The following is a 22,421-nucleotide window of genomic DNA, read 5'->3' on the forward strand; positions in this document are numbered from 1 at the left end:
GTCGGGGGTGGTGGCGAGCAGGGTCGTCAGGTGGTCGTGCCAGAAGCGGTAGGCGGCGGTGCGGTGGCGTGCGCCCGGGTGCGCGGTCTGGGAGGCGCGGAGGAGGTCCAGGTGCCCGGCCACGTGGTCGAGGTAGGCGGTGACGAACGCCGCGAGGCGGTCCTCGGCCGGGACTCCGGGGCCGAGTGGGGGCGGTCCGTCGAGGACGGCTTCCCGCAGTTCGCGTTCGCGGGCGGCCAGGAGCGCGGAGGCCAGTCCGGACCGGTCGCCGAAGCGGCGGTACACGGTGCCCTTGCCGACGCCCGCGGCGACGGCGACCCGGTCCATGGAGACGCCGTCCGCGCCGTGTTCGGCGAAGAGACGGGCGGCTGCCTTGAGTATCGCGGCGCGGTTGCGCGCGGCGTCCACCCGCTCCCTGAGCGGCGGGTCGTGGTCGTGCCTCACGTACGGACTCCTGGCCGAAGCATGTTGTGACGTCGGGACCGATGCTGGCAGGCCGGAGTCGTCCCGGGCATCGGGAGAATTCCCGAACTCGGAATCCCTCAGGGGGAGGACGGGAGCCTGTGGCGGTGCGCCATCGCCGCGGCCTCGGTGCGGCTGGAGGCACCCAGCTTGGCCAGGATGCTGGAGACGTGCGTGCTCGTCGTCTTCTGCGATATGTGGAGCTCTTCGGAGATCCGGCGGTTGCTGTAGCCCCTCGCGACCAGCCCCAGCACCTCCGACTCGCGCGGGGTGAGCCCGAACGGCGTCGCCGGTTCCGTCGCGGTGGCGGCGGTCGCGGGCGGGCCCTGTTCGTCCGCCGGGCCCGTGCCGGCCCGGCGCGTCACCGCTTCGACGTCCGCGAGGAGCAGGCCCGCCCCGAGGTCGGTGGCGATGCGCCGTGCCCGGCCGAGCCGGTCGAGTGCCGCGGCGCGGTGCCGGCGGGTGGTGAGCAGGGCGCGTCCCTCGCCGAGGAGCGCCGCCGCCGTCTCGTAGGGACGCTCGGCCGCCGTGAAGCCGGCCACGGCCTTCGACCACAGGGCCGGGTCGTCGGACCCCTCGGCGCGTGCCAACTCCGCGTGGAGCAGCCGCTCGTACGCCGCCCAGACGGGGAAGACGACGTCGAGCCGGCCGGCGGCGCGGCGTACCGCGGCGAGGACCTCGGGCGAGGCACCGCCGAGGGCGGAGGACCGACGGGCCTCGGCCTCGACCGCCGCCGCGGTGCGCAGCAGCGGCAGCGACCAGCGGACGGGGCCGGTGGTCAGGCCCGCGGCGTCGGCCCGCAGGAACTCGGCCCGGGCGTCCGTGAGACGGCCCTGGGCGGCCGCGATCTCCATCGTGCAGTGGCTGAGGGCGCCGAGGAGCTCGGCCCGCAGCCGCTCGGTGCCGCGCAGTCGCTCGGCGAGCGCCAACTGCCGGGCGGCGCCGTCCGCGTCACCGCGGTGGAGCAGGTGGTACGCGCGGCGGGCCGCGAACGTCCAGCGCGGCAGCCGCGACCGGGCGACCGAGGCGGCCTCGTCGAGGGCCGCCTCGGACTCCTCCCAACGGCCCAGGGAGAAGAGGCTGATCGCCCTGTTGGAGTGCACCCACGCCTCGTGGTCGGCCAGCCCGAGCGACCGGCACAGCGCGATGCCGTGGTCCGCGGCCGCGACGGCCTCCCGGGAACGGCCCATGCCCTCCAGGATCGACGGCAGGTTCTGGTTCGCCCGCCCGGCGATGCCGAGTTCGCCCAGTTCCTCCGCCCGCCGCCTGACCTCGTACAACTCGGCGACGCCGGCGCCGTCACGGTCGGTCCCGGCGTCCAGCAGGCACCTGGTCATGCGGGCGTGCAGTTCCAGTGCCTCGGCGCCCACGGCGGCCGCGTACCGCACGGCCTCGTCGGTGGCGGCCCGGTTGTCCGTACCGGGACGGTGGACGGCGCTCCAGTTGGCGATGTGGACCAGGACGTCGGCGTGCACCGGCGACGGGACCAGTCCGTCGACCAGTTTCCGCGCCGTCTCGAGGTCCTGCCATCCGTCGCCGCGGTTCAGTCCCTGGATCAGCCGGGACCGCTGGGTGCGGAACCAGGCGGCGCGCAACCGGTGCGGCTCGTCCTCCGGAGGAAGGCCCTCCAGGGCGGTGTCGGCAAGGCGCAGTGCCGTGTCGAGGCTGCCGCTGTGCAGCGCGGCGACGGTGGCGGTCGCGAGCAGTTCCAGGCGGAGGCGTCCGCTCCCGTCGAGCCGGGGCGCGGCGTGCCCGTTCCCGTCGAGCCCGGGCCCCGCGTGCCCGGCGCCACCGCGCGGGTAGGTCTGCGGGCAGCGCGGGGCGGGCAGGGCGGCACGGGCCTCGTCCGGGACCCGGTCCCACAGCTGGAGCGCCCGTTCCAGGTGCCACAGCTGCTCGGCGTAGGCGTAGCAGTGACGTGCCTCCTCGGCCGCCGCGACGCTCATCCGCAGGGCCTTCACGGAGTCCTGCGCGGCGTGCCAGTGCCGGGCCAGACGGCAGGACAGTTCCACCGCGGGCACGAGCGCGGGGTCGGCCTCCAGCGCCTGCGCGTACCGGCGGTTGATCAGGGCGCGTTCGCCCGGCAGCAGGGTCTCGCTGACGGTCTCGCGCACCAGCGAGTGCCGGAACCGGTAGTCCGAGCCGCCCGGTTCGGGGACGAGGACGTGGGCGAGGACGGCCGCGCGCAGCCCCTCGATCAGCTCGTCCTCGGGCAGCCCCGCCACCTCCCGCAGCAGTGCGTACCCGGTCACCGTCCCGCCCTCGGCGGCCGTGCGCAGGATGCGCCGGCTGGTCTCCGGCAACGCCTCCAGCCGGGTCAGCAGCACGTCGTGGAGCTCGTCGAGGAGCTCGCCGGCGCCGGCGAGCTCCTCGACGAAGAAGGCGTTGCCGTCGGAGCGGGCGAAGACGTCGTCGAGGACCGCCGGGTCCGGTGGCACCCCGAGGATGCCGGTGAGCTGTCCGCCGACCTCGCCCCGGGTGAACCGGGGGAGCGCCACACGGCGTACGGACCTGAGCCGGCCCAGCTCCGCGAGCAGCGGGCGCAGCGGGTGCCGGGGGTCGACGTCGTCCGACCGGTAGGTCCCCACGAGCAGCAGCCTGCCGCGCCGCCTGGTGCGGAACAGGTAACCCAGCAGGTTGCGGGTGGAGGCGTCGGCCCAGTGCAGGTCCTCGATGACGAGTACGACCAGGCGGTCCGAGGCGAGGCGCTCCAGGACGCGGGTGGTGAGCTCGAACAGGCGCGTCACGTCGTCGTCCCGGTGGTCGACGGGCGTCACGCCGCCCGGGTCCGGCAGGATCCGGGCGAGGAGCTCCTCATGGCCCGCGCTCGCCGCGCGCACCTCGTCGGGCAGTCGCTGCCACAGCACGCGCAGGGCCTCGGAGAACGCGGCGAAGGGCAGGCCGTCGCCGCCGAGTTCGACGCAGCCACCGACCGCCGCGACGGCCGCCCTCGGCTCCAGCGACCGCAGGAGCTCCCCGACCAGCCTCGTCTTGCCCACCCCGGCCTCGCCCCGGACGAGGACGGCCTGGGGGTCGCCGCCGTCCGCGGCCCCGGCGGCCCGCAGCAGCTCGGCCAGTTCGGCCTCGCGGCCCACGAAGACGGGGCTGACGCGGGTCTGTGCCGGGAGGGAGGCGCTCATCCGAGGGGACCTGTGGGGACCTGTGGGTGGTGACCACCGGGTACCGGGGCGGCGTGCCCCCGTCGTGGTCATGCGGACAATTCTCGCCGAAGGGTAGCAACGTGCGGGTCCTTCCCCGCCCGTGGGGCCGGGCCGGGCGGGGAGCGACCCCCGTGGCGAGCCCCCCGACTGGCTCGACCACAGGGTGCAGCGTTCGCGGGCGGGGGTCCCCGCGAATCCGCGGCTCCGACGGACCGCCGGGGTGGAGCCCTTCCGATGCTGGCGGAGCCGGGCCCTCCGCGCATCGGGAGAACTCCCGACCGCCCTGCGGCGCCCGTCGGGCGGCCGTGCGGCGCGGACTCCGGCGCGGGATCGGGAATTCTCCCGATGCGTGCGGGCCGCTGCCGCTGACAGCATGCGAAGCTCCGTTCCGCGATCTCCCCCACCAATCGAGGCTTCAGCAGTGGCAGCAGTACCGACAGTCAGCGAACCCATGGCCGATGTGCGCGACATGTTCATGGCGCACACGATGATGCGCCGGGAGTTCCGCCTGCTCCCGCAACTCGTCCGGGACGTGGAGGCCGGTGACACCCGGCGCGCCGGGATCGTGGCGGACCATGCCGACAAGGTGTGCCTCATCCTGCACCTGCACCACGAGGGCGAGGACAAGGTGGTGTGGCCGCGCCTCCTGGAGCGCGGCGGCGAGCGGACCGCGGCCATCGTGCCCACGATGGAGGCGCAGCACCACGGCATCGACACCGCCCTCACCGGGGTGACCGCGCTCCTGCCGGGGTGGCGCGCCACCGCCCAGGACGGCGAGGCCCTCGCCGCGGCCCTCGAAGTACTGCTGAGCAGGCTCCTGGAGCACATGGCCCTGGAGGAGAAGGAGATCCTCCCGCTGGCCGAGGAGCACATCACCGCGGCGGAGTGGGCGGAGCTCGGTGAGCACGGCATGGCCAACAGCCCGAAGAAGGACCTGCCGCTGGCCTTCGGCATGGTGATGTACGAGGGCGACCCCGAGGTGATCAAGGCGGTCCTCTCGCACGCCCCGCTGGTGCCCCGGCTGATCATGCCGCTCCTGGCCCCGCGCCTGTACGCCTCGCACGCCAAGCGCGTGCACGGGACGCCGACCCCGCCCCGCGTCGGGGTCTGACCCGGTCACCGTAGGGCGGCGCGGTACGCCCCGCCACGGTGACGGCCGCCCGGCCTCAGGCCCCCGCGGGGAAGGCGTGCCTCCTGCCCCCGGTCACGGCCGCGGCGGCGGCGACCAGGAGGGCCAGCGACGCCCAGGTGATCGACGCGGTCCCCAGGTCCGCGACCAGGAGGCCGCCGATGAGGCCGCCCAGGGCGATGGACGAGGAGAAGACCGTGATCGTGATCGACTGCGCGACGTCGGCGGCCGCCCCCGTCGCGTTGATCGCGGCGCCGATGAACAGGCTCGGGGAGCTGCCGAAGGCGAAGCCCCACGCCGCGACGGCGACGTAGACCAGCGCGGGCACGCCGGAGCACACGGCGAGCACGAGCACGGTGAGCGCGAACAGCGCGGTGCTGCCCACGACGAGCCTGCGCAGGTGCCGGTCGATGTGGGTGCCGACGACGAGGACGCTCAGGATGGACGTGACGCCGAAGGCGAACAGCACCCAGCCCGCCTGGCCGCCCATGCCCAGGTACCCGAGGAGGTCGGTGACGTAGGTGTAGAGGATGTTGTGGGCGACCATGTAGGTGGCGAGGGCGAACAGGATGGTGCGCAGCCCCGGCAGGCGCAGGACCTGCCGGACCGTGAAGCGTTCGTCGGCCGACCGGCCGGGCAGGTTCGGCAGCGTCGCCAGGATCCACACCATGGTCAGCGCGGTCAGGGCCGCGGACGCGTGGAAGGCGAGCTGCCACCCGCCGAGGGCGCCCAGCCAGGTTCCCAGCGGGACGCCCAGCGCCAGCGACACGGGGGTTCCGGCAAGGGCGATGGCGATGGCGCGGCCCTGGCGTCCCTCGGGGGCGAGCCGGGCGGCGTAACCGCCGAGGAGCGGCCAGACGAGCCCGGTGCCGAGGCCGGCGACGAAGCGGATCACGAGGGTTTGCGCGTAGTCGTCGGACAGCGCCGTGAGGGCGTTGGCGACGGCGACCGTGCCGAGCGCGAGCTGCAGCACGTTCTTGCGGGGCCACCTTGCCGTCGCCCGGGTCAGCGGGATCGCCCCGATCGCGGTGGCGAGGGCGTAGATGGTCACGGTCTGGCCGGTGAGCGAGACGCTCGTGTGGAGCGTGCCGCTGATCTCCGGCAGCAGGCCGGCGGGCAGGCATTCGGTGAGGATGCCGACGAACCCGCTGAGGAAGAGGCCGAAGAGGGCCCTCCCGGGGAGGCGGTCCCGTCCGCGTGCTGGGGTGGACGGACCTGTGGTGGTCGTTTCCGTCATTCTTCGTGGTCCATGGGCTGTGTGTGACCCGACGCCGTGCGGGCGGACGGGTCGGGCGGCACGCGATCCGGAGCGGGCACGGAGGGCGTGACCCCGGGATGGCGTGACCCCGGGTGGTCGTCTCCGGGGCTCGTCCAGGCTGCTCCGGCCGTCCGGCGTCACCCAGAGCCCCGCCCTGCCTACGTCCCGCGTGACTACCACCGGCAGGGACAGGCTCCGCACGGCATCCGGCGTGATACTGGAGCGCATGGCCACCCACCCCGACCTCCGCACCGGCCCGGGAGACGGGCCGGATCCCGGTCCGGGACCCGGCGCCGGGCGGCACCTCGACGCGCGCTCGGAGCTCAACGAGTTCCTGCGCACCCGCAGGGCCCGGCTGAAGCCGGCCGACGTGGGGCTCGCCGAGTTCGGCCGGCGCCGGGTGCCGGGCCTGCGACGGGAGGAGCTGGCACAGCTCGCCGGGGTGTCCGTGGCGTACTACACGCGCCTGGAGCAGGGCAACGGCCGCAACGTGTCCGTGGAGGTGCTGGGCGCGATCTCGCGGGCGCTCAGGCTCTCCGAGTCGGAGCACGCCCACCTGCTGCACCTGGCGGAGCCGAAGCGGCGCAAGCCCCGGCCCGCGCCCGAGCGCCGGCAGGTACGGCCGGAGCTCCGGGAACTGCTGTCGGCCCTGGAGGGCGTCCCCGCGTACGTGTGGGGCCGCCGCACCGACGTGCTGGCGTGGAACCGCACGGCGTCCGCGCTCTTCGGCGACTGGGAGGTGCGCGCCCCTGAGGACCGGAACTGGGCCAGGATCACCTTCCTCGACCCGGCGGCCCGACGGCTCTTCGCCGACTGGGAGTCCAAGGCCGCCGATGTGGTGGGCCAGCTGAGGATGCACGCCGGCCGGCACGTCGACGATCCGGCACTCGCGGCGCTGGTCGGGGAGCTCTCCACGAAGAGTGCGGACTTCCGGTCGCTGTGGGCCGCCCACGACGTCAAGCGGAAGTCGCACGGCGGGATGCGGCTGCTGCACCCGCTGGCGGGCGCGCTCACCCTCCGCTACGAGACCCTTGCGCTCCCCGGCGACGAGGAGCAGTCACTGTCGACGTACCACGCCGAGCCGGGTTCGGCGTCGGAAGAGGCGCTGCGCCTGCTGGCGAGCTGGGGCGCGGACGCGTCCCGGGACTGGTCGGCGGCCGCGCGGGGTTGATCCCGTCCCCGTGAGCGCTGCTCACAAGTGACCTTCCTGGCCTGCGCGTCGGGGCACGGCGAGCGGCAGACGCGGTGTGGGCCAGGCCGGTTCCCATCGCCATGCCGCCCACGCGGCGGCCTCGCCGAACGGTCCGGAACGCTCCTCGAGCATCGCCAGCGCCTGTTCGCGGGCCGCGTCGACGGCCCGGTGCTCGGTGTCGGTGACGACGCCAAGCCTGCGGACGTGGGCGTACTCGTCCTCGTCCTTCCACTCCCAGCTGCTCAGGTCGGGGGCGACGAGCAGGTCCACGATGAGGTCGAAGGTGTCGAACCCGTCGGCGGTCCGGATCGTGGGGCGCTCGAAGTTCACGTACCAGTTCCGCAGCCCGGCTTCGGTGTAGAAGGCGTTGACGCTGAACCAGGCGGTGGGCGGCTTCCACATCCGCAGCTCGGTCTCCTGCCACCGCCCGGACGTGAGCTCCCACCGTCCCGCGGCGAGGGCGTCGATCGCGTCGGTGCGCACCGTGCGGTCGCCGGTGGCGCGGGCCTGCGCGTAGGCGACGGGCCAGCGGGTCTGCGCGCCGGGAGCACAGGCGGTCACCAGGGCGGTGCCGGTGTCGGCGAGGACACGGAGCGCGTGCTCGCTCCACACACGGCCGCTGCGGTGCACATCGCGGCGCACGGCCGTCCGGCCGGCCCGGTGGGTGTTCATCGTCTTCTCCCTCGACTCGTCCGCCGTGGGACGGCGTGTGCCCGACGCCGTGAGCGTACGTCGCACGTGTCCAGGCCTCCGTTCGAGTGGCCGCCCCACGGCCGTCCGACGCGGCACGCGGCACGGAGCCCGAACCTCGGCTTCACTCGGTGGTGCCCCCCCGCTTCCGAACCAGGATCGAACGGTGTGCCCGTGATGACGACCGGTACCAGCGTACGCAGCCGCAGGGCGACGGCCCCGCTGGAAGGGCGCGTGGCCGTCGTCACCGGCGCGGCCCGGGGAGTCGGCGAGGCGCTCGCCCTGCACCTGTCGTCAGCCGGCATGCGGGTCGCGCTGCTGGGCCGTGAGGAGGCGACCCTGCGCCAGGCGGCGGCCTCCCTGCCCCGCCCGAACATCTTCGTCGAGGCGGACGTCACCGACCGCCCGGCACTCGAAGACGCGGCCCGGCGGGTCGACGAGGAACTCGGCCCCGCCAGCGTGGTGGTGGCCAACGCCGGCATCGCCGCCGGCGGGCCCTTCGCCCACACCGAAGCCGAACTCTGGCAACGCGTCATCGACGTCAACCTGGTGGGGGCCGCGAACACGGCCAGGGCCTTCCTGCCCCAGCTGACGCGGACCCGCGGCTACTTCCTGCAGATCGCCTCGACCGCCGCCTTCTCCGCCGCCCCGCTGATGAGCGCCTACTGCGCGTCCAAGGCCGGCGCCGAGTCCTTCGCCCAGGCCCTGCGCGGCGAGGTCGAGCCCGACGGCGTCACCGTCGGCATCGCCTACCTCCACTGGACCGGCACCGACATGATCGTGGATCTGGACGACCACCCCGTACTGCGTGCCCTGCGCAAGAACCAGCCGTCGTTCGCACGCCGCGTCCACTCGCCCGTCCAGGTCGCCGACTGGCTCGCCACGGGCATCGCACGGCGCGCACACCATGTGTACGCGCCACCGTGGCTGCGCTTCTGCCAGCCGCTGCGGCCGCTGTTCCCCCCGGTGGTCTCGTGGATGGCCCGGCGCGAGCTGCGTGCCCGTTCAGGTGCGGAACTGGGGTCCGCCACCGCCGTCATGGGGGCCGGCGGCCGCGCCGACTGGGACGCCTTCACGTCGCCCGTCGAGCCGCAGCGGCCGGAGCGCCCGCCGCGGTGAGGGCGTCCGTTCCACCCGCCTACGGCGGAGGGCGTCGTCCCGTGAGCCCCTGCCAGCGGTCCCGGGCGGCCTCCAGGCCCGCGAGCGCTCCGGCGAGTGCCGGGTCGCGGCTCTGGCGGGCGGTCAGCATGCCCAGCCACCTGCGGGCGTCCTGAGCGGGGCCGGTATCGGCGTGCGCGGCCTTGAGGGCGTCCTCCGCCTTCTTGACGGCCGTGGCGAGCTCCGTGCGGAACCTGTTCTCCTTGGCGACGGCGTTCTCGACGCGGACGCTGAAGCGGCGCACGCCGTCCTCGCCGTGCTCCCCGGGCGGGTAGGACTCCAGATGCACCCCGTCCGGCCGCCTGAGGTAGAGGTGATGGCCCGTCGGGCTGTGCTCGAACCGCACCTGCAGGCCGTCCAGCTGCAGCACCTTCGTCTCCCGCCCGGATATGACCATCACGTGCGCGTGCAGGGACACTTTCCCGAGTGCGGCGACGAATGCGCCCTTGCCGGGCCGGCGCAGCCGCGCGAGGTGCCGTTCGGCGTCGCCGACGCGACGCCGGTGGGCACGATCGGCCCGTGCCACCTGCGCCTGCGCCCTTGCCAGTTCGCGCCGCGCCCCGCGACGCAGCTTGCGGACGGCCCGCCGGGCGCGGTCCAGGGCGTCCCTGTCGGCTTCATGACGGCCGGAGAGCGCGAATCTCCAGCCGCCGGGGTATCGGCGGAGCCGCCGCCCCGCTCCAGCGAGCACGAGGATCACGACGGTCAAGGTCATCCCCACTATGCCCACGCGCCCACCTCACCCAGTGACAGCCGCCGCCGCACTCATGCGCACGGGGTGGAGGAACCAGTCGAAGGTGTCGAATCCGATGCATATCGGAAGATATGCCCAGCAATGTCACGGCGAATGCGCGCGCGACGGCGGCATTTCCGGACGTGTCCGGCACCTCGGGTCCTGCGGGCTGACGCCGCATCGGGTCGGCCCGCGGGCGGCGTCCGGGAGGGGGCGCGGCCGGGTCGCCCGGGCGCGCCCGCGGGCCGGGTCGTGCCTCTCAGGCGGCGTGATGGGCCAGTTCGGCGTGCGGGTCGGCCGCACCGGGGACGGGTGCGGGGTCCGCGTGGACCAGGGCGGCGGTCAGGCGGGGGACCGCGTGCAGCAGCGCGTGCTCGGCCGCGACAGCCGTGTGGTGGGCCTGACGCACGGTGAGGTTCCCGTCGACGACCACGGCGACCTCGGCGCGCAGCCGGTGCCCGATCCAGCGCAGGCGCAGCTCGCCCACCTCCCGGACCCCCGGCACTTCGCGCAGGGCGCGCTCGGCGTCGTCCACGAGCGCCGGGTCGACGGCGTCCATGACGCGGCGGAAGACCTCGCGCGCCGCGTCGCGGAGCACCAGCAGGATGGCCGCCGTGATGGCCAGGCCCACGATGGGGTCCGCCAGGCGCCAGCCCATCGCGGCCCCCGCGGCGCCGAGCAGCACGGCCAGCGAGGTGAAGCCGTCGGTGCGGGCGTGGAGGCCGTCGGCGACGAGCGCGGCGGAGCCGATCCTGCGTCCGACGCGGATGCGGTAGCGGGCCACCCATTCGTTGCCGATGAAGCCGAGCACCGCCGCGACGGCCACGGCGGGCAGGTAGGCGACGTCCCGCGGGTGCAGGAGGCGGTCGACGGCGGTCCAGGCGGCGAAGCCCGCGGACGCGGTGATGGTGAGGACGATGACAATCCCGGCGAGGTCCTCGGCCCGGCCGTAGCCGTAGGTGAAGCGCCGCGTGGCGGCCCGCCGCCCGAGGACGAACGCGACGCCGAGCGGGAGGGCGGTGAGGGCGTCGGCCGCGTTGTGCACGGTGTCGCCCAGGAGCGCGACCGAACCGGACAGGACGACGACCACGGCCTGGGCGATCGCGGTGACGCCGAGGACCGCGAGCGAGATCCACAGGGCCCGCATGCCTTCGGCGGAGGACTCCAGGGCTCCGTCCACCTTGTCGGCGGACTCGTGCGAGTGCGGGTGCAGGAGGTGTCCCAGCCGGTGGCGCAGGCGTGCCAGGCTCCGGGGGCCGTGGCCTTCGGAGCGGCCGTGGTCGTCGCCGTGGCCTCGCGTGTGCCCGTGGTCGTGCCCGTGTTCCTGCCCGTGGCCGTGGTCGTGCTGGGGGTGCGTGTGCCGGCCGTTCATGGGACCGCCTCCGGGGAGTCGTGGGTGGACACGGGCTGAGCCTTCCCCCCATTATGTGCATATGAACGCACGCATGCACCTGTCACCTGCGTATGGTGCGCACCCGCGAGAACCGGGCACCGAGCACTACGTCCGCGGGGCCGAGCTCCTGAGCCTCCTCGCGGACCGCACCCGCCTCGCCCTGCTGCACACCCTGACCGCGGGCGAGGCGGACGTCTCCACGCTGACCGGGCGGGTCGGCGCCGCCCGTCCCGCCGTCAGCCAGCACCTGGCCAAACTCCGGATCGCGGGCCTGGTCTCCTCCCGCAAGGAGGGCCGCCGGGTGATCTACGCGCTTTCCGACGGCCATCTGCGCAGGCTCGTCGACGAGGTGCTCAACCTCGCGGACCACCATCTGAGCGGCAAACCGCCGCACGCCTGAGCGCGTTCCGGGATGTTCCATGCCGTAATGTGCGGCCTGTGCGAGGCCGCCACCGCGGAACGTGCCCGACGTTCCTCGTTGCGCTGCTGGCCGCATTCTGCTTCACCGTGGCCGGCTCGCCCGCGCACGCCCACAGCTGCCTGCACCCGCACGTTCATCTGAAGAACGCGGAGGAGCGACCGCACCCCGTCACTCCCCACCACCCCGGTGAGGACTGCTCCCCGGGCTCCGCCGAGCTCCCCGGGTCCCGCACCGGGCCACGCGAGCACGGGACCGGCCCCGCGCAGACCGGCGCCGCCGAAGCGGCGCCCGGACAGGTGCCCGCCTCGCACAACACGCCGGGGAGCGACCCGGCCCCCGACGCCCGCATAGCGACTGCGGCGCCGTCCGTCCTCTGCCTCTGGCGCATCTAGAAGACGCCCCCCGGACCGGCTGACGGTCCCTCACCCCTGCCCGTGTGCGCACCGGCGGTGGGTGAGCCGTGCACGGCACTCTTCCCGATTCCAGAAAGCGGACACCATGAACGAGCCCACCACCGGCCGCGACCTCGCCTCCGCGGTCGGCGACACCCCCCTGCTGTGGATCTCCCACCCCCTCACCCCTCCCGGACGCGGCTTCTGGGCGAAGCTGGAAGGCGCCAACCCCGGCGCCATCGAGGACCGCTCCGCCCTCCACATGGTCGGCTGCGCACGCGAGCGCGGCGACCTCCTTCCCGGCGCGACCGTCGTGGCGTCCACCAGCGGCGCCTTCGGCCTCGGACTGGTGCTCGCCGGACGGGTCTTCGGCCACCCGGTCACGCTCGTGACCGATCCGGACCTGGAGCCGGACATGAAGCGCCTGCTGCGCTCACGCGGCGCCCGCCTCGACATCGTCCGCGACGCCCACCCCTACGAGGGCTGGCAGGAGGCCTGCCGCCGGCGCGTGACCGAACTCCTGGCGGCCGAACCGGGGGCCTGGTGCGCCGACCCGTACGACAACCCCGACAACGCCGACGCCTACACGCCCCTGGCGGCGGAACTGATCGAGCAACTGGGCCGGGTCGACGTCCTGGTCACCAGCGTCGGCACCGGCGGCCACTCGGCGGGCATCAGCCGCACGCTGCGCGCCGTCAACCCGGACCTGCACGTGATCGGGGTGGACACCGTCGGTTCGATCACCTTCGGCCGGCCCGTCAGGCCCCGTCTCGTCCGGGGCCTGGGCAGCAGCATCCACTCGCGCAACGTGGCGTACGAGCAGTTCACCGAGGTGCACTGGGTCGCCGCGGCCGAGGCCGTGCACACCTGTCGTGCCCTGGCCCGTTCCCACTACGCGTCGGGCGGCTGGAGCGTCGGTGCGGTCGCCCTCGTCGCGGGATGGGCGGCCCGCACCTACTCCGCCGAGGCACGCATCGTGGCCGTCTTCCCCGACGGGCCGCACCGCTACCTCTCCACGATCTACGACGACGACTACTGCCGGGACCGCGGGCTGCTCGGCACCGCGCCCGCCACGGAGCCCACGGAGGTCGCCTCGCCCACCGACGGTGAGGCGGCGGGCTGGACCCGCTGCCGCACGGTGACGAACCCCGTGGCGTCGCTCATCGCCCCGCCGGCGCACCCCGTGGAGGCGCCCGAGTCCGTGTGAGGCGGTGCCCCCGCAAGGGCGGCCGTGTCCGCCGTGCCGCCGGCACGGCGGACACGGCCGCCCCGTCGCTTTCCGGGGCGTGTTCCCCCGTTCACCCTTCTTCCACCGGCGGGGCCGCCGCTTTCACCACGCCGCCACCGCGCGCGACGCCAGGCTGCATGCGTGGCAGACATCTGGGTTGTGATCGGAATCGTCGGGTTCGTCGCCGCCGCTCTGGGCTTGATCTGGTGCTTGGAGCGGGTGTGAGCGCGACCGACGTGGTGCTGTTGTTGGTGTCGATCGTCATGCTCGGTTATCTGGGCGTGGCGCTGTTCAAGGCGGAGCGGTTCTGATGGCGTTCGCGTGGACCGTCGTGGTGATGGTCGTCGTCCTGGGATTGTGCTGGCGGTACCTCGGCTCGTACATGGTCGCCGTGTACGAGGGCCGCGCCCGCTGGCTCGGGTGGCTGGAGCGGCCGGTATACCGGGCGCTGCGGGTGTCGCCGGAGGCGGAGCAGACCTGGCAGAGGTACGCCGCGTCGGTGATCGGGTTCTCCGCGGTGGCGCTGCTGGTCACCTACGGCTTCTTCCGGCTCCAGGGGTCCCTGCCCTTCAACCCGCAGCACTTCGGTGCGGTGCGGCCGGACACGGCGTGGAACACGTCGGTGTCGTTCGTGACCAACACGAACTGGCAGTCGTACTCGGGCGAGACGACGATGTCCTACCTCTCGCAGATGGGCTCCCTGGCGGTGCAGAACTTCCTGTCCGCGGCGGTCGGGATGGCGGTCGCCATCGCACTGGTGCGCGGGTTCGCCCGCAGGGGGTCGGCGACGATCGGCAACTTCTGGGTGGACTTCGTGCGCGGCACGATCTACGTCCTGCTGCCGATCGCGTTCCTCGCGGCGATCGTCTTCATGGCCCAGGGCGCGGTGCAGACCCTGTCCGGCGCGGTGTCGCTGCACAACGACCTCAACGGGGCGAGCCAGTTGCTGGGCCGCGGCCCCATGGCCTCGCAGGAGGTCATCAAGCAACTCGGCACGAACGGCGGCGGGTTCTTCAACGCCAACGGTGCCAACCCGCTGGAGAACCCGACCGGCCTGACGAACCTGCTGTCGGTCCTGCTGATCCTGAGCATCCCCGTCGCCTTCACCTACGTGTTCGGCAAGATGGTGTTCAGCCTCCGCCAGGGCGTGGCGATCCTGGCGGTGATGACGGCGCTGTTCGCCGGCTGGCTGACGATGGCCACGGTGGCCGAGCACCAGGGCAGTCCCGCGATGGCCGCGGTGGGCGTCAGCGACACCGGCACCGGCAACACGGAGGGCAAGGAGACCCGGTTCGGGGTGCCGTCCTCCTCCCTCTACAACGTGACCTCGACGCAGACGTCGACGGGCTCGGTGGACTCCGCGGCGGACTCGTACACCCCGATCGGCGGCTTCGCGCTGCTGACCGGCATGATGCTCGGCGAGGTCAGCCCCGGCGGCGTCGGGACCGGGCTGTACGGCATCCTGCTGTTCGCGGTGCTCGCGGTGTTCCTCGGCGGGCTGATGGTCGGGCGGACACCGGAGTACCTGGGCAAGAAGATCCAGGGCAGAGAGGTGAAGTACGCCGCCCTCGGCATCCTGGTCATGCCGATGACGGTGCTCGTGCTGACCGCGATCGCAGCCGCGATCGGCGCCGGCCGGGCCGGTCCGCTCAACGCCGGGCCGCACGGGTTCTCCGAGATCCTGTACGCCTACACCTCGCAGACCAACAACAACGGCTCCGGGTTCGGCGGGCTCAGTGCGAACACGCCCTTCTACAACATCACCGGCACCATCGGTCTGCTGCTGGGCCGCTTCGGGATGATCATCCCGGTGCTGGCGCTGGCCGGCAGCCTCGCCGCGAAGAAGCCGGTGGCGGCCGGGCCGGGGACCTTCCGCACGGACAAGCCGATGTTCGTCGGCCTGCTCGTCGGCGTGGTCCTGATCGTGGGCGCCCTGACGTTCCTCCCGGCCCTGGCCCTCGGCCCGCTGGTCGAGCACGTCAGCCACGGGTTCTTCTGATGCGCGCCCAGCACGTCCCCCTGTCAGCGCGGTCGCCGCGCGTGCGGCACATGTGGAAAGGAAAGCTGTGATGTCGGACGTCCATGTCCTCTACGCCCCGGAGGCCGGACCGGGAACGCCGCAGGGCCCGCGCGGCGTGGTGAACCGGCGCGCCCTGTTCGACCGGCGGATCCTGCGGCAGGCGGCGGTGGACTCGGTCCGCAAGCTCGACCCGCGGGTGCAGGTCAGGAACCCGGTCATGTTCGTGGTGCTGATCGGCACCGTGGTCACCCTGGTCGAGTCGATAGCGCACCCGACCCTGTTCGTCTGGCTGGTGACCGTCTGGCTGGCGCTGACGGTGCTGTTCGCCAACTTCGCCGAGGCGATGGCCGAGGGCCGCGGCAAGGCGCAGGCCGATGCCCTGCGCCGCACCCGCACCGAGACCGACGCGCGTCGGCTGGCCCGGGACGGTTCCGAGCAACGCGTCGCGGCGGCGGAGCTGAGCACCGGCGACGTCGTGGTGTGCGAGGCCGGGGACGTGATCCCCTCCGACGGCGAGATCATCGAGGGGGCCGCGTCCGTCGACGAGTCGGCGATCACCGGTGAGTCCGCGCCGGTCGTCCGCGAGTCCGGCGGCGACCGCTCAGCGGTCACCGGCGGGACCCGCGTGCTCTCCGACCGGATCGTGGTACGCATCACCGCCGAGCCCGGACAGACGTTCCTGGACCGGATGATCCACCTGGTCGAGGGCGCCAAGCGGCAGAAGACCCCGAACGAGATCGCGCTGGCGATCCTGCTCGCGGCGCTCACGATCGTCTTCCTCCCCGTCGTGGTCACCCTGCAGCCGATGGCGAGCTTCTTCGGCACGCAGGTGTCGGTGGTCATCCTCATCGCGCTGCTGGTCTGCCTGATCCCCACCACGATCGGCGCGTTGCTGTCGGCGATCGGCATCGCCGGCATGGACCGCCTGGTGCAGCGCAACGTGCTCGCCATGAGCGGCCGGGCGGTCGAGGCCGCCGGCGACGTGCAGACCCTGCTGCTGGACAAGACCGGCACCATCACCCTGGGCAACCGCATGGCGGCCGCGTTCCACCCGGTCGGCGACCACGACGAGGCAGCCGTGGCCGAGGCCGCGCAACTGGCGTCGCTGGCCGACGAGACCCCGGAGGGACGTTCCATCGTCGTCCTGGCCAAGGAGCGCTGCGGGCTGCGCGAACGCGACCTCGGCCCGGCGTACACCTTCGTCCCGTTCACGGCGACGACCCGCATGTCCGGTCTGGACACCGGTGAACGGCGGATCCGCAAGGGCGCCGCGGACGCGGTCAAGCGCTGGGTCGTCGAGCAGGGCGGCACGCTGCCCCCGGCGCTGGACCCGATCGTGGAACGCGTCGCCACGGCCGGCGCCACCCCGCTGGTGGTCGCCGACGGGCCGCGGGTGCTGGGGGTGATCGAGCTCAAGGACGTCGTCAAGCCGGGCATCGCGGAGCGGTTCGCCGAACTGCGCGCCATCGGCATCCGCACCGTCATGATCACCGGCGACAACCCGCTCACCGCCGCCGCCATCGCCCAGGAGGCCGGCGTGGACGACTACCTCGCCGAGGCGACCCCGGACCGGAAGATGGAGCTGATCAAGGCCGAACAGGACGGCGGGAAGCTGGTCGCGATGACCGGTGACGGCACCAACGACGCCCCGGCGCTCGCGCAGGCCGACGTCGGCGTGGCGATGAACACCGGCACCACCGCAGCGAAGGAGGCCGGGAACATGGTCGACCTCGACTCCAACCCGACCAAGCTCATCGAGATCGTCGAGATCGGCAAGCAGTTGCTGATCACCCGGGGAGCCCTGACGACGTTCTCGATCGCCAACGACGTCGCCAAGTACTTCGCCATCCTGCCGGCCCTGTTCCTGACGACGTTCCCGCAACTGCGCGCGTACAACGTCATGGGCCTGCACAGCCCGACCTCTGCGGTGCTGTCCGCGGTCATCTTCAACGCCCTGGTCATCGTCGCGCTGATCCCCCTCGCCCTGCGCGGGGTACGGTTCCGGCCCTCCAGCGCCACGGCGATCCTGCGCCGCAACGTACTGCTCTACGGCGTCGGCGGCCTGGTCGTCCCGTTCCTCGGGATCAAGCTCATCGACATGGTCCTCACCGCCCTGCACGCCTACTGAGACGCGCATGCCGGCGAACGACCGCACCATCCCAAGCTCAAGAACGTCAGGGAGTTGTCATGCTGTGGGTGAACCTGCGACGGGGCGTGATCGTCTCGGCCGTCTTCTTCGTCCTGCTCGGACTGGCCTACCCGCTGGCCGAGACCGGCATCGGGCAGGCGCTCTTCGGCCACCAGGCCGACGGCTCGCTCGGTGCGCACGGATCGGCCCGGGTCGGACAGCAGTGGAAGGGCCCGCAGTGGTTCCAGGGCCGCCCCGACGGTGACGACCCGACCGCGACCGGCGGATCCAACCTCGGCCCCCGCTCGAAGGAACTGGTCGACACCTACGAGAAGCGCATAGCCGCCCTGCGCGAGCAGGGCATCACGCCCACCGCGGACCTGGTCGCCGCCTCGGGCAGCGGGATCGACCCCGACATCAGCCCCGCCGGCGCCTACGCGCAGGTCGAGGCCGTCGCGGCGGCCCGCCGGCTGCCCGCCGACCAGGTACGCGCGCTGGTCGCCGCCCACGTGCAGGGGCCGCAGTTCGGGTTCCTGGGCGCGTCCCACGTCAACGTCCTCGCGCTCAACGAGGCGCTGGCCGGGCTGCGGTAGGACCGGGAGGAACCGATGTCCTCCGGTCGCCCGGCGACGGGCCGTACCGACGCGAGGGTCGCCGACGCCGGACGCTTCCGCCTCTACCTGGGCATGGCGTCCGGGGTCGGCACGACCTACGCGATGCTCGACGAGGCGGCCCGCAGGGCCGCCCGCGGATGCGACGTCGTGGCCGGGATCGTGGAGACCCACGGCCGCCCGGCCACGGCGGCGGCGCCGGCCGGACTCGAGGTCGTCCCGCCGAGGACGGTCGCCCACCGGGGCGGCCGGTTCGCCGAGATGGACCTCGACGCGATCCTCGCCCGCGGGCCCGGACTGGTGCTCGTCGACGAACCCGCCCACACCGACGTGCCCGGCTCCGGGCGCCACGAAAAACGCCGGCAGGACGTCCTCGAACTGCTCGACGCCGACGTCAGCGTGATCAGCACCCTCAACATCCAGCACGTCGAGAGCCTGGCCGGCGTCGTGGAGGCCGTCACCGGCACCCCGGTCCGCGAACGCGTGCCCGACGCCGTGCCCGCCCGGGCCGAGCAGATCGAGCTGGTCGACTCCTCACCCGAACAACTGCGCCGGCGGATGCTGCACGGCAACGTCCACCCGGCCGAACGCATCCACCAGGCCCTGGGAGGCTTCTTCACGACCGAGAACCTCACCGCGCTGCGCGAGCTCACCCTGCGCTACCTGGCCGGCGAGACCGACGCCGAGTCGCTCGCCCGGATGCGCCGCACCGCGCAGGGCCGCTCCCCGGACACCGCCGAACGCGTCCTGGCCGGAGTCGCCGGCGCCCCGGGCACCGAGACGGTGCTGCGCCGGGCCGGCCGCATCGCCGGCCGCCTCGACGCGGACCTGTACGTCGTGCACATCCGCCCGGGCGAAGCCCACCGGGCGCCGCGGACCACGGCACTGCGGCCGGTCCGGCAGCTCTCCGAGGACTTCGGCGGCACGTGGATCGAGATCGCCGACGACGTTCCGGCGCGGGCGCTGGTACGGGCCGCCAGCGAGCACCGCGTCACCCGGATCGTGCTCGGGCCCAGCCGCCGCGGGCGCTGGGAACACCTCCTGGGCGGCGGCTCCACCGTCCGCCGCCTCACCCGCCTGGCGGTCGCCGAGGGCATCGACGTCCACATCCTCGCCCGCTCCGCCACTCCGGCGGCAGCGGGCCGGCACGCCGACGGCGCGTGCCCGGGGGAGGGGCCCGCTCCGGACGAGCCCACCTGGTCGGGGTGAACCGGTGAGGCCGATCTATCGTGGATGACCTGCCCCGTTCCGCGGGTACGAGAGGAGCCCCCACGACCGACACCGTGCGCCGCAGCCTGGCCGGGTCGCTGGCCGCCCTGGCCTCCATCGCCGTCCTCACCGTGGCGATGCTGCCGCTGCGGCCCCACCTCAGCGTCGCCACCACGGCCCTGGTGCTGGTCGTGCCGGTCGTCGTCGGCGTCACCGTCGGCGGTTTCTCCGCCGGTGTCCTCGGCATCGTCGGCGGTTTCCTCGTCTACGACTTCTTCTTCATCCCGCCCTACCGGACGCTGGACGTCGGCGCGAACGAGAACTGGACCGCCCTGGGCATCTACGTGCTGGTCATGCTGCCCGTCGCCCGCGTGGTGGCCGGCATGAACGCCGCCAGAGCCGCGGCCCGGCAGCGCGGCCTGCTGGTGCGGCGACTGTTCGACCTGTCCACCCGGCTCGTCCAGGACCGGCCGCTGCCCGATCTGCTCGGCGTCATCGTGACCGCGCTGGCCGACGTCCTCGACGCCGGCCATGTCGCGCTGCTGCTGCCCGACGGCGACCGGCTGCGCGTCGCCGCCACCGCGGGCGGGGAACTCGACCCGGCCGAGCTGCGGCGCCTCCACCCCGCGCCCGGACAGGTCACCAACCTCGACCTGCTCGCCGCGCCGACCGGTCAGGGACGCAGGGGCGAACCGGTGCAGCTGGCACTGGTGGCCGCCGGGCGCCCCATCGGCATGCTGGCGATCACCGGCGTCACGGTCACCGAGCAGCAGCGCGAGCCGCTGCTGCTGTTCGCCAACCAGATCGCCCTCGCCGTCGAACGGGCCCAGCTCCGGGAGGAGGCGCTACGGGCCCAGCTGACCCACGAGGTCGAGCACCTGGCCCGTACGCTCGTCGCCGCCGTCTCCCACGACCTGCGCGGCCCCCTGGCCTCGATGAAGGCGTCCTCGTCCGTGCTCGCCGACCCCGCCCTCGCGCCCGCCCTGTCCGACACCGCGCGCGCCGAGCTGGCACTCCTGGTCGACACCCAGACGGACCGGCTCGCGGCCCTGGTCACCAACCTCCTCGACATGAGCCGGGTCCAAGCGGGCGTCCTGCGGCCGCGCACCAGCCTGACGACGGTGGGCGAGCTGATCACCGCCGTCCTGCGGGACCTGCCCGGCCCCCCGCCGCGGCAGTTGATCACCGACATCGAGGACGGCCTGCCGATCCTCGACGTCGACACCGTGCTCATCGCCCGGGTGCTCACCAACCTGCTGGACAACGCCGCCCGCTACGCCCCACCCGGCACACCGATCACCGTTCGCGCCCACCAGGACGATCCGTCCACGGTGACCGTCTCGGTCGCCGACCGCGGCCCCGGCATCCCGCCGAGCGGACGGGACGAGGTCTTCGGCTTCTTCTACCGCCGCGAAGCCGACAGCGGGACCGGACTCGGGCTGGCGATCGCCAAGATCTTCGTCGAGGCCCACCACCAGCGCATATGGGCCGACCAGAACCCGGGCGGCGGCGCCCGCTTCGCCTTCACCCTGCCGGTCGCCGCCGGCCTGTCCGAGGAGAACACACCGTGGCCAGCGTCCTCATCGTCGACGACGACATCGCGCTACTCGCCGCCTGCCGGGTCGGCCTCGAAGCCCTCGGCCACCAGGTCCGCACCGCCGAGACCGGCCAGAGCGGCATCGCCGACGCCGCGGTCCACGCCCCCGACGTCATCGTGCTCGACCTCGGACTGCCCGACCTCGACGGACGCGACGTCTGCACCCGCATCCGCACCTGGACCGACCGGCCCATCATCATCCTGTCCGCCGACAGCTCCGAGGACCGCAAGGTCGACGCCCTCGACAACGGCGCCGACGACTACATGACCAAACCCTTCGGCATGCGGGAGCTCGACGCCCGTCTGCGCGTCGCGATGCGCCACCACGCCGCCGACGCCCACGCCGGCGACACGACCGAACTCACCGCCGGCCCCCTCACCCTCGACCTGGTGCACTACCAGGCCACCTACCGGGACCAGCCGCTCGACCTGACGCCCAAGGAGTTCGACTTCCTCGCCTACCTGGCCCGCCACGTCGGCAAGGTCTGCACCCGGCGCATGATCCTGGAGAACGTCTGGGGCCCCGCCTACACGGCGGAGCAGCACTACCTCAAGGTGTACGCGTACCGCATCCGCAAGAAGCTCCACGACGACGCCGGCCGGTTCCTGCAGAACGACCCCTCCGTCGGCTACCGGCTCAGCGTCGAGCCCGCGACCGCGGCGGGCTGACGTCCCCGTCGCACGGCGATGACATTCGGTTGCCGCCCTGTGACAGGAGTCCGCAACTGGCCGAGCGCGAGGTGACGTCTTCCGGGGCCGAGACACGAGGCCGGAGTGCCCCTCCGGCCCGCCGCGCCACCATCGGAGGACCCAACAGTGATGCGTTCACCTCTGGCAATCGTCGGCCTGGTGCTCCTCGCCGCGACAGCGACCGCCTGCGGCTCGTCGGACGACGGCGCGAAGGCGGCCCCCGCGCAGTCCGGCCCCGCTTCCACTGCCAAGGGGAAGGGAGCGGCCTCGGACGGAGGTTCGTCGCAGGGCGGCAAGAAGGTCGACGCCTGCACCCTGCTCAAGCCCGAGGAGGTCGCCCCGCTCATCGGCGAGAACGACGGCGGGCACCCCGACGCCGGCGTGGGGGAGAGCGTCTGCAACTGGGAGAACCCCGACACCTACCACTCCGTCACACTGAGCATCGGCTCCCCGAAGACGGCCGGCTCGGAGGACGTCGACAACTCGATGATGACCGCGTTCACCGTCGACGACCGCCTGTGCACCATCCAGGTCGTCACCCTCAAGCGGGACGCCGACAAGAAGTCCGAGGCCAAGCTCATCGACCTCGTCCGCACGAGAGTGTGACGGGGCGCCGGACGCGCGCCTGACGCGTCGGCACCAGTGCCCCCGCGCAACGCCCCCGCGGGTCCTGGAGCTGCTCCGGGGCCCACGGGGCACACGGGGCGCCGGACGCGGCCCCGGCCGGGTTGCCGCTGGTGCGCGGGACATTCGACAACCCTCCCGTCAATCTCGTGGACGCGACGATGACGAGCGAGCTGGACGCCGTCTTCACGCGCGCCGAGCACGGCGGTGTCGCGGTCATCGTCTTCGACAGCGCCGACCCCGCGTCTTCATCGCCCACTACGACCTCTCCGGCAAGGACGAGCTGGACCCGGCGGTGATGCGCACCGGTGGGGTTGGTGTCCCT

At 73.3% G+C, this 22,421-nt stretch carries 20 protein-coding genes and 1 pseudogene; 15 read left to right on the forward strand and 6 right to left on the reverse strand.

Annotated features, from left to right (window positions below):
* Positions 1 to 444, reverse strand: a 444-nt coding sequence (locus tag PV350_RS24740; RefSeq protein WP_500336141.1) for a TetR/AcrR family transcriptional regulator, incomplete at its 3' end; no start/stop codon positions are given.
* Positions 445 to 542: 98 nt separating this feature from the next.
* Positions 543 to 3,602, reverse strand: a complete 3,060-nt coding sequence (locus PV350_RS24745; RefSeq protein ID WP_500336143.1) for a helix-turn-helix transcriptional regulator — start codon at positions 3,600 to 3,602, stop codon at positions 543 to 545.
* A gap of 472 nt (positions 3,603 to 4,074) precedes the next feature.
* Here PV350_RS24745 and PV350_RS24750 point away from each other — a divergent pair, with 472 nt between their 5' ends.
* Positions 4,075 to 4,734, forward strand: a complete 660-nt coding sequence (locus tag PV350_RS24750) for a hemerythrin domain-containing protein (protein ID WP_500336145.1) — start codon at positions 4,075 to 4,077, stop codon at positions 4,732 to 4,734.
* A 55-nt stretch (positions 4,735 to 4,789) separates the two neighbouring features.
* Here PV350_RS24750 and PV350_RS24755 read toward each other — a convergent pair whose 3' ends face one another.
* On the reverse strand, positions 4,790 to 5,989 hold the full coding sequence (locus PV350_RS24755) for an MFS transporter (RefSeq protein ID WP_500336147.1): 1,200 nt from the start codon (positions 5,987 to 5,989) through the stop codon (positions 4,790 to 4,792).
* Positions 5,990 to 6,236: 247 nt separating this feature from the next.
* Between PV350_RS24755 and PV350_RS24760 the strand changes: the two genes are divergently transcribed.
* Complete coding sequence (locus PV350_RS24760) at positions 6,237 to 7,181, forward strand: helix-turn-helix domain-containing protein (protein ID WP_500336149.1); 945 nt, start codon at positions 6,237 to 6,239, stop codon at positions 7,179 to 7,181.
* Between the two features lie 21 nt (positions 7,182 to 7,202).
* On the opposite strand, the gene PV350_RS24765 is transcribed toward PV350_RS24760, so the two are convergent.
* Positions 7,203 to 7,874, reverse strand: coding sequence for a ribonuclease FAU-1 family protein (locus PV350_RS24765; RefSeq protein ID WP_500336150.1), 672 nt, complete (start codon positions 7,872 to 7,874; stop codon positions 7,203 to 7,205).
* A 195-nt stretch (positions 7,875 to 8,069) separates the two neighbouring features.
* On the opposite strand from PV350_RS24765, the gene PV350_RS24770 reads away from it, so the two are divergent.
* Positions 8,070 to 9,011 (forward strand): SDR family oxidoreductase, encoded by a 942-nt coding sequence (locus PV350_RS24770; protein WP_499510206.1) that lies wholly within the window; start codon positions 8,070 to 8,072, stop codon positions 9,009 to 9,011.
* A 19-nt stretch (positions 9,012 to 9,030) separates the two neighbouring features.
* Here the strand turns inward: PV350_RS24770 and PV350_RS24775 are convergent, their stop codons facing one another.
* Both PV350_RS24775 and PV350_RS24780 read right to left on the reverse strand, forming a co-directional pair.
* Positions 9,031 to 9,765: a hypothetical protein gene (locus PV350_RS24775; protein ID WP_499510205.1), complete on the reverse strand. Its 735-nt coding sequence runs from the start codon at positions 9,763 to 9,765 to the stop codon at positions 9,031 to 9,033.
* A 277-nt stretch (positions 9,766 to 10,042) separates the two neighbouring features.
* Positions 10,043 to 11,155 (reverse strand): cation diffusion facilitator family transporter, encoded by a 1,113-nt coding sequence (locus PV350_RS24780; RefSeq protein WP_499510204.1) that lies wholly within the window; start codon positions 11,153 to 11,155, stop codon positions 10,043 to 10,045.
* Between the two features lie 61 nt (positions 11,156 to 11,216).
* Here PV350_RS24780 and PV350_RS24785 point away from each other — a divergent pair, with 61 nt between their 5' ends.
* The 12 genes and pseudogenes from PV350_RS24785 to PV350_RS24840 all read left to right on the forward strand — a co-directional run bounded on the left by PV350_RS24785 (position 11,217) and on the right by PV350_RS24840 (position 22,395).
* Positions 11,217 to 11,576 (forward strand): ArsR/SmtB family transcription factor, encoded by a 360-nt coding sequence (locus PV350_RS24785; RefSeq protein ID WP_500336152.1) that lies wholly within the window; start codon positions 11,217 to 11,219, stop codon positions 11,574 to 11,576.
* A gap of 38 nt (positions 11,577 to 11,614) precedes the next feature.
* Positions 11,615 to 11,989 carry a hypothetical protein gene (locus tag PV350_RS24790; RefSeq protein WP_500336154.1) on the forward strand — a complete coding sequence of 125 codons (375 nt, stop codon included), beginning with the start codon at positions 11,615 to 11,617 and terminating at the stop codon, positions 11,987 to 11,989.
* A gap of 106 nt (positions 11,990 to 12,095) precedes the next feature.
* Complete coding sequence (locus PV350_RS24795; RefSeq protein ID WP_499510201.1) at positions 12,096 to 13,196, forward strand: PLP-dependent cysteine synthase family protein; 1,101 nt, start codon at positions 12,096 to 12,098, stop codon at positions 13,194 to 13,196.
* Positions 13,197 to 13,438: 242 nt separating this feature from the next.
* Positions 13,439 to 13,528, forward strand: a complete 90-nt coding sequence (locus tag PV350_RS24800; RefSeq protein WP_499510200.1) for a potassium-transporting ATPase subunit F — start codon at positions 13,439 to 13,441, stop codon at positions 13,526 to 13,528.
* Positions 13,528 to 15,216, forward strand: a complete 1,689-nt coding sequence (kdpA, locus tag PV350_RS24805) for a potassium-transporting ATPase subunit KdpA (RefSeq protein WP_499510199.1) — start codon at positions 13,528 to 13,530, stop codon at positions 15,214 to 15,216. The genes PV350_RS24800 and kdpA overlap by 1 nt, the downstream gene beginning before the upstream one ends.
* 70 nt (positions 15,217 to 15,286) lie before the next feature.
* The gene (gene kdpB / locus PV350_RS24810) at positions 15,287 to 17,365 is read left to right on the forward strand and encodes a potassium-transporting ATPase subunit KdpB (RefSeq protein WP_500336156.1); all 2,079 of its coding nucleotides are present in this window, start codon (positions 15,287 to 15,289) and stop codon (positions 17,363 to 17,365) included.
* Positions 17,366 to 17,424: 59 nt separating this feature from the next.
* Positions 17,425 to 17,958, forward strand: a complete 534-nt coding sequence (locus PV350_RS24815) for a potassium-transporting ATPase subunit C (protein ID WP_500336158.1) — start codon at positions 17,425 to 17,427, stop codon at positions 17,956 to 17,958.
* A gap of 15 nt (positions 17,959 to 17,973) precedes the next feature.
* Positions 17,974 to 19,185: a universal stress protein gene (locus PV350_RS24820; RefSeq protein ID WP_500336160.1), complete on the forward strand. Its 1,212-nt coding sequence runs from the start codon at positions 17,974 to 17,976 to the stop codon at positions 19,183 to 19,185.
* Positions 19,186 to 19,259: 74 nt separating this feature from the next.
* Positions 19,260 to 20,714 (forward strand): annotated as a pseudogene (locus tag PV350_RS24825) (sensor histidine kinase); the annotation flags it as partial.
* Positions 20,669 to 21,451 (forward strand): response regulator transcription factor, encoded by a 783-nt coding sequence (locus PV350_RS24830; protein WP_500336162.1) that lies wholly within the window; start codon positions 20,669 to 20,671, stop codon positions 21,449 to 21,451. The pseudogene PV350_RS24825 and the gene PV350_RS24830, both read left to right, overlap by 46 nt.
* A 150-nt stretch (positions 21,452 to 21,601) precedes the next feature.
* A complete protein-coding gene (locus tag PV350_RS24835) occupies positions 21,602 to 22,078 on the forward strand; it encodes a DUF3558 family protein (protein WP_500336164.1) in 477 nt (158 codons plus the stop codon).
* A 167-nt stretch (positions 22,079 to 22,245) separates the two neighbouring features.
* Positions 22,246 to 22,395 (forward strand): hypothetical protein, encoded by a 150-nt coding sequence (locus PV350_RS24840; RefSeq protein ID WP_500336166.1) that lies wholly within the window; start codon positions 22,246 to 22,248, stop codon positions 22,393 to 22,395.
* Positions 22,396 to 22,421: the final 26 nt, after the last annotated feature.

This window comes from Streptomyces sp. PA03-6a, from assembly GCF_033792765.1.
In the GTDB taxonomy this organism is placed as follows: domain Bacteria; phylum Actinomycetota; class Actinomycetes; order Streptomycetales; family Streptomycetaceae; genus Actinacidiphila.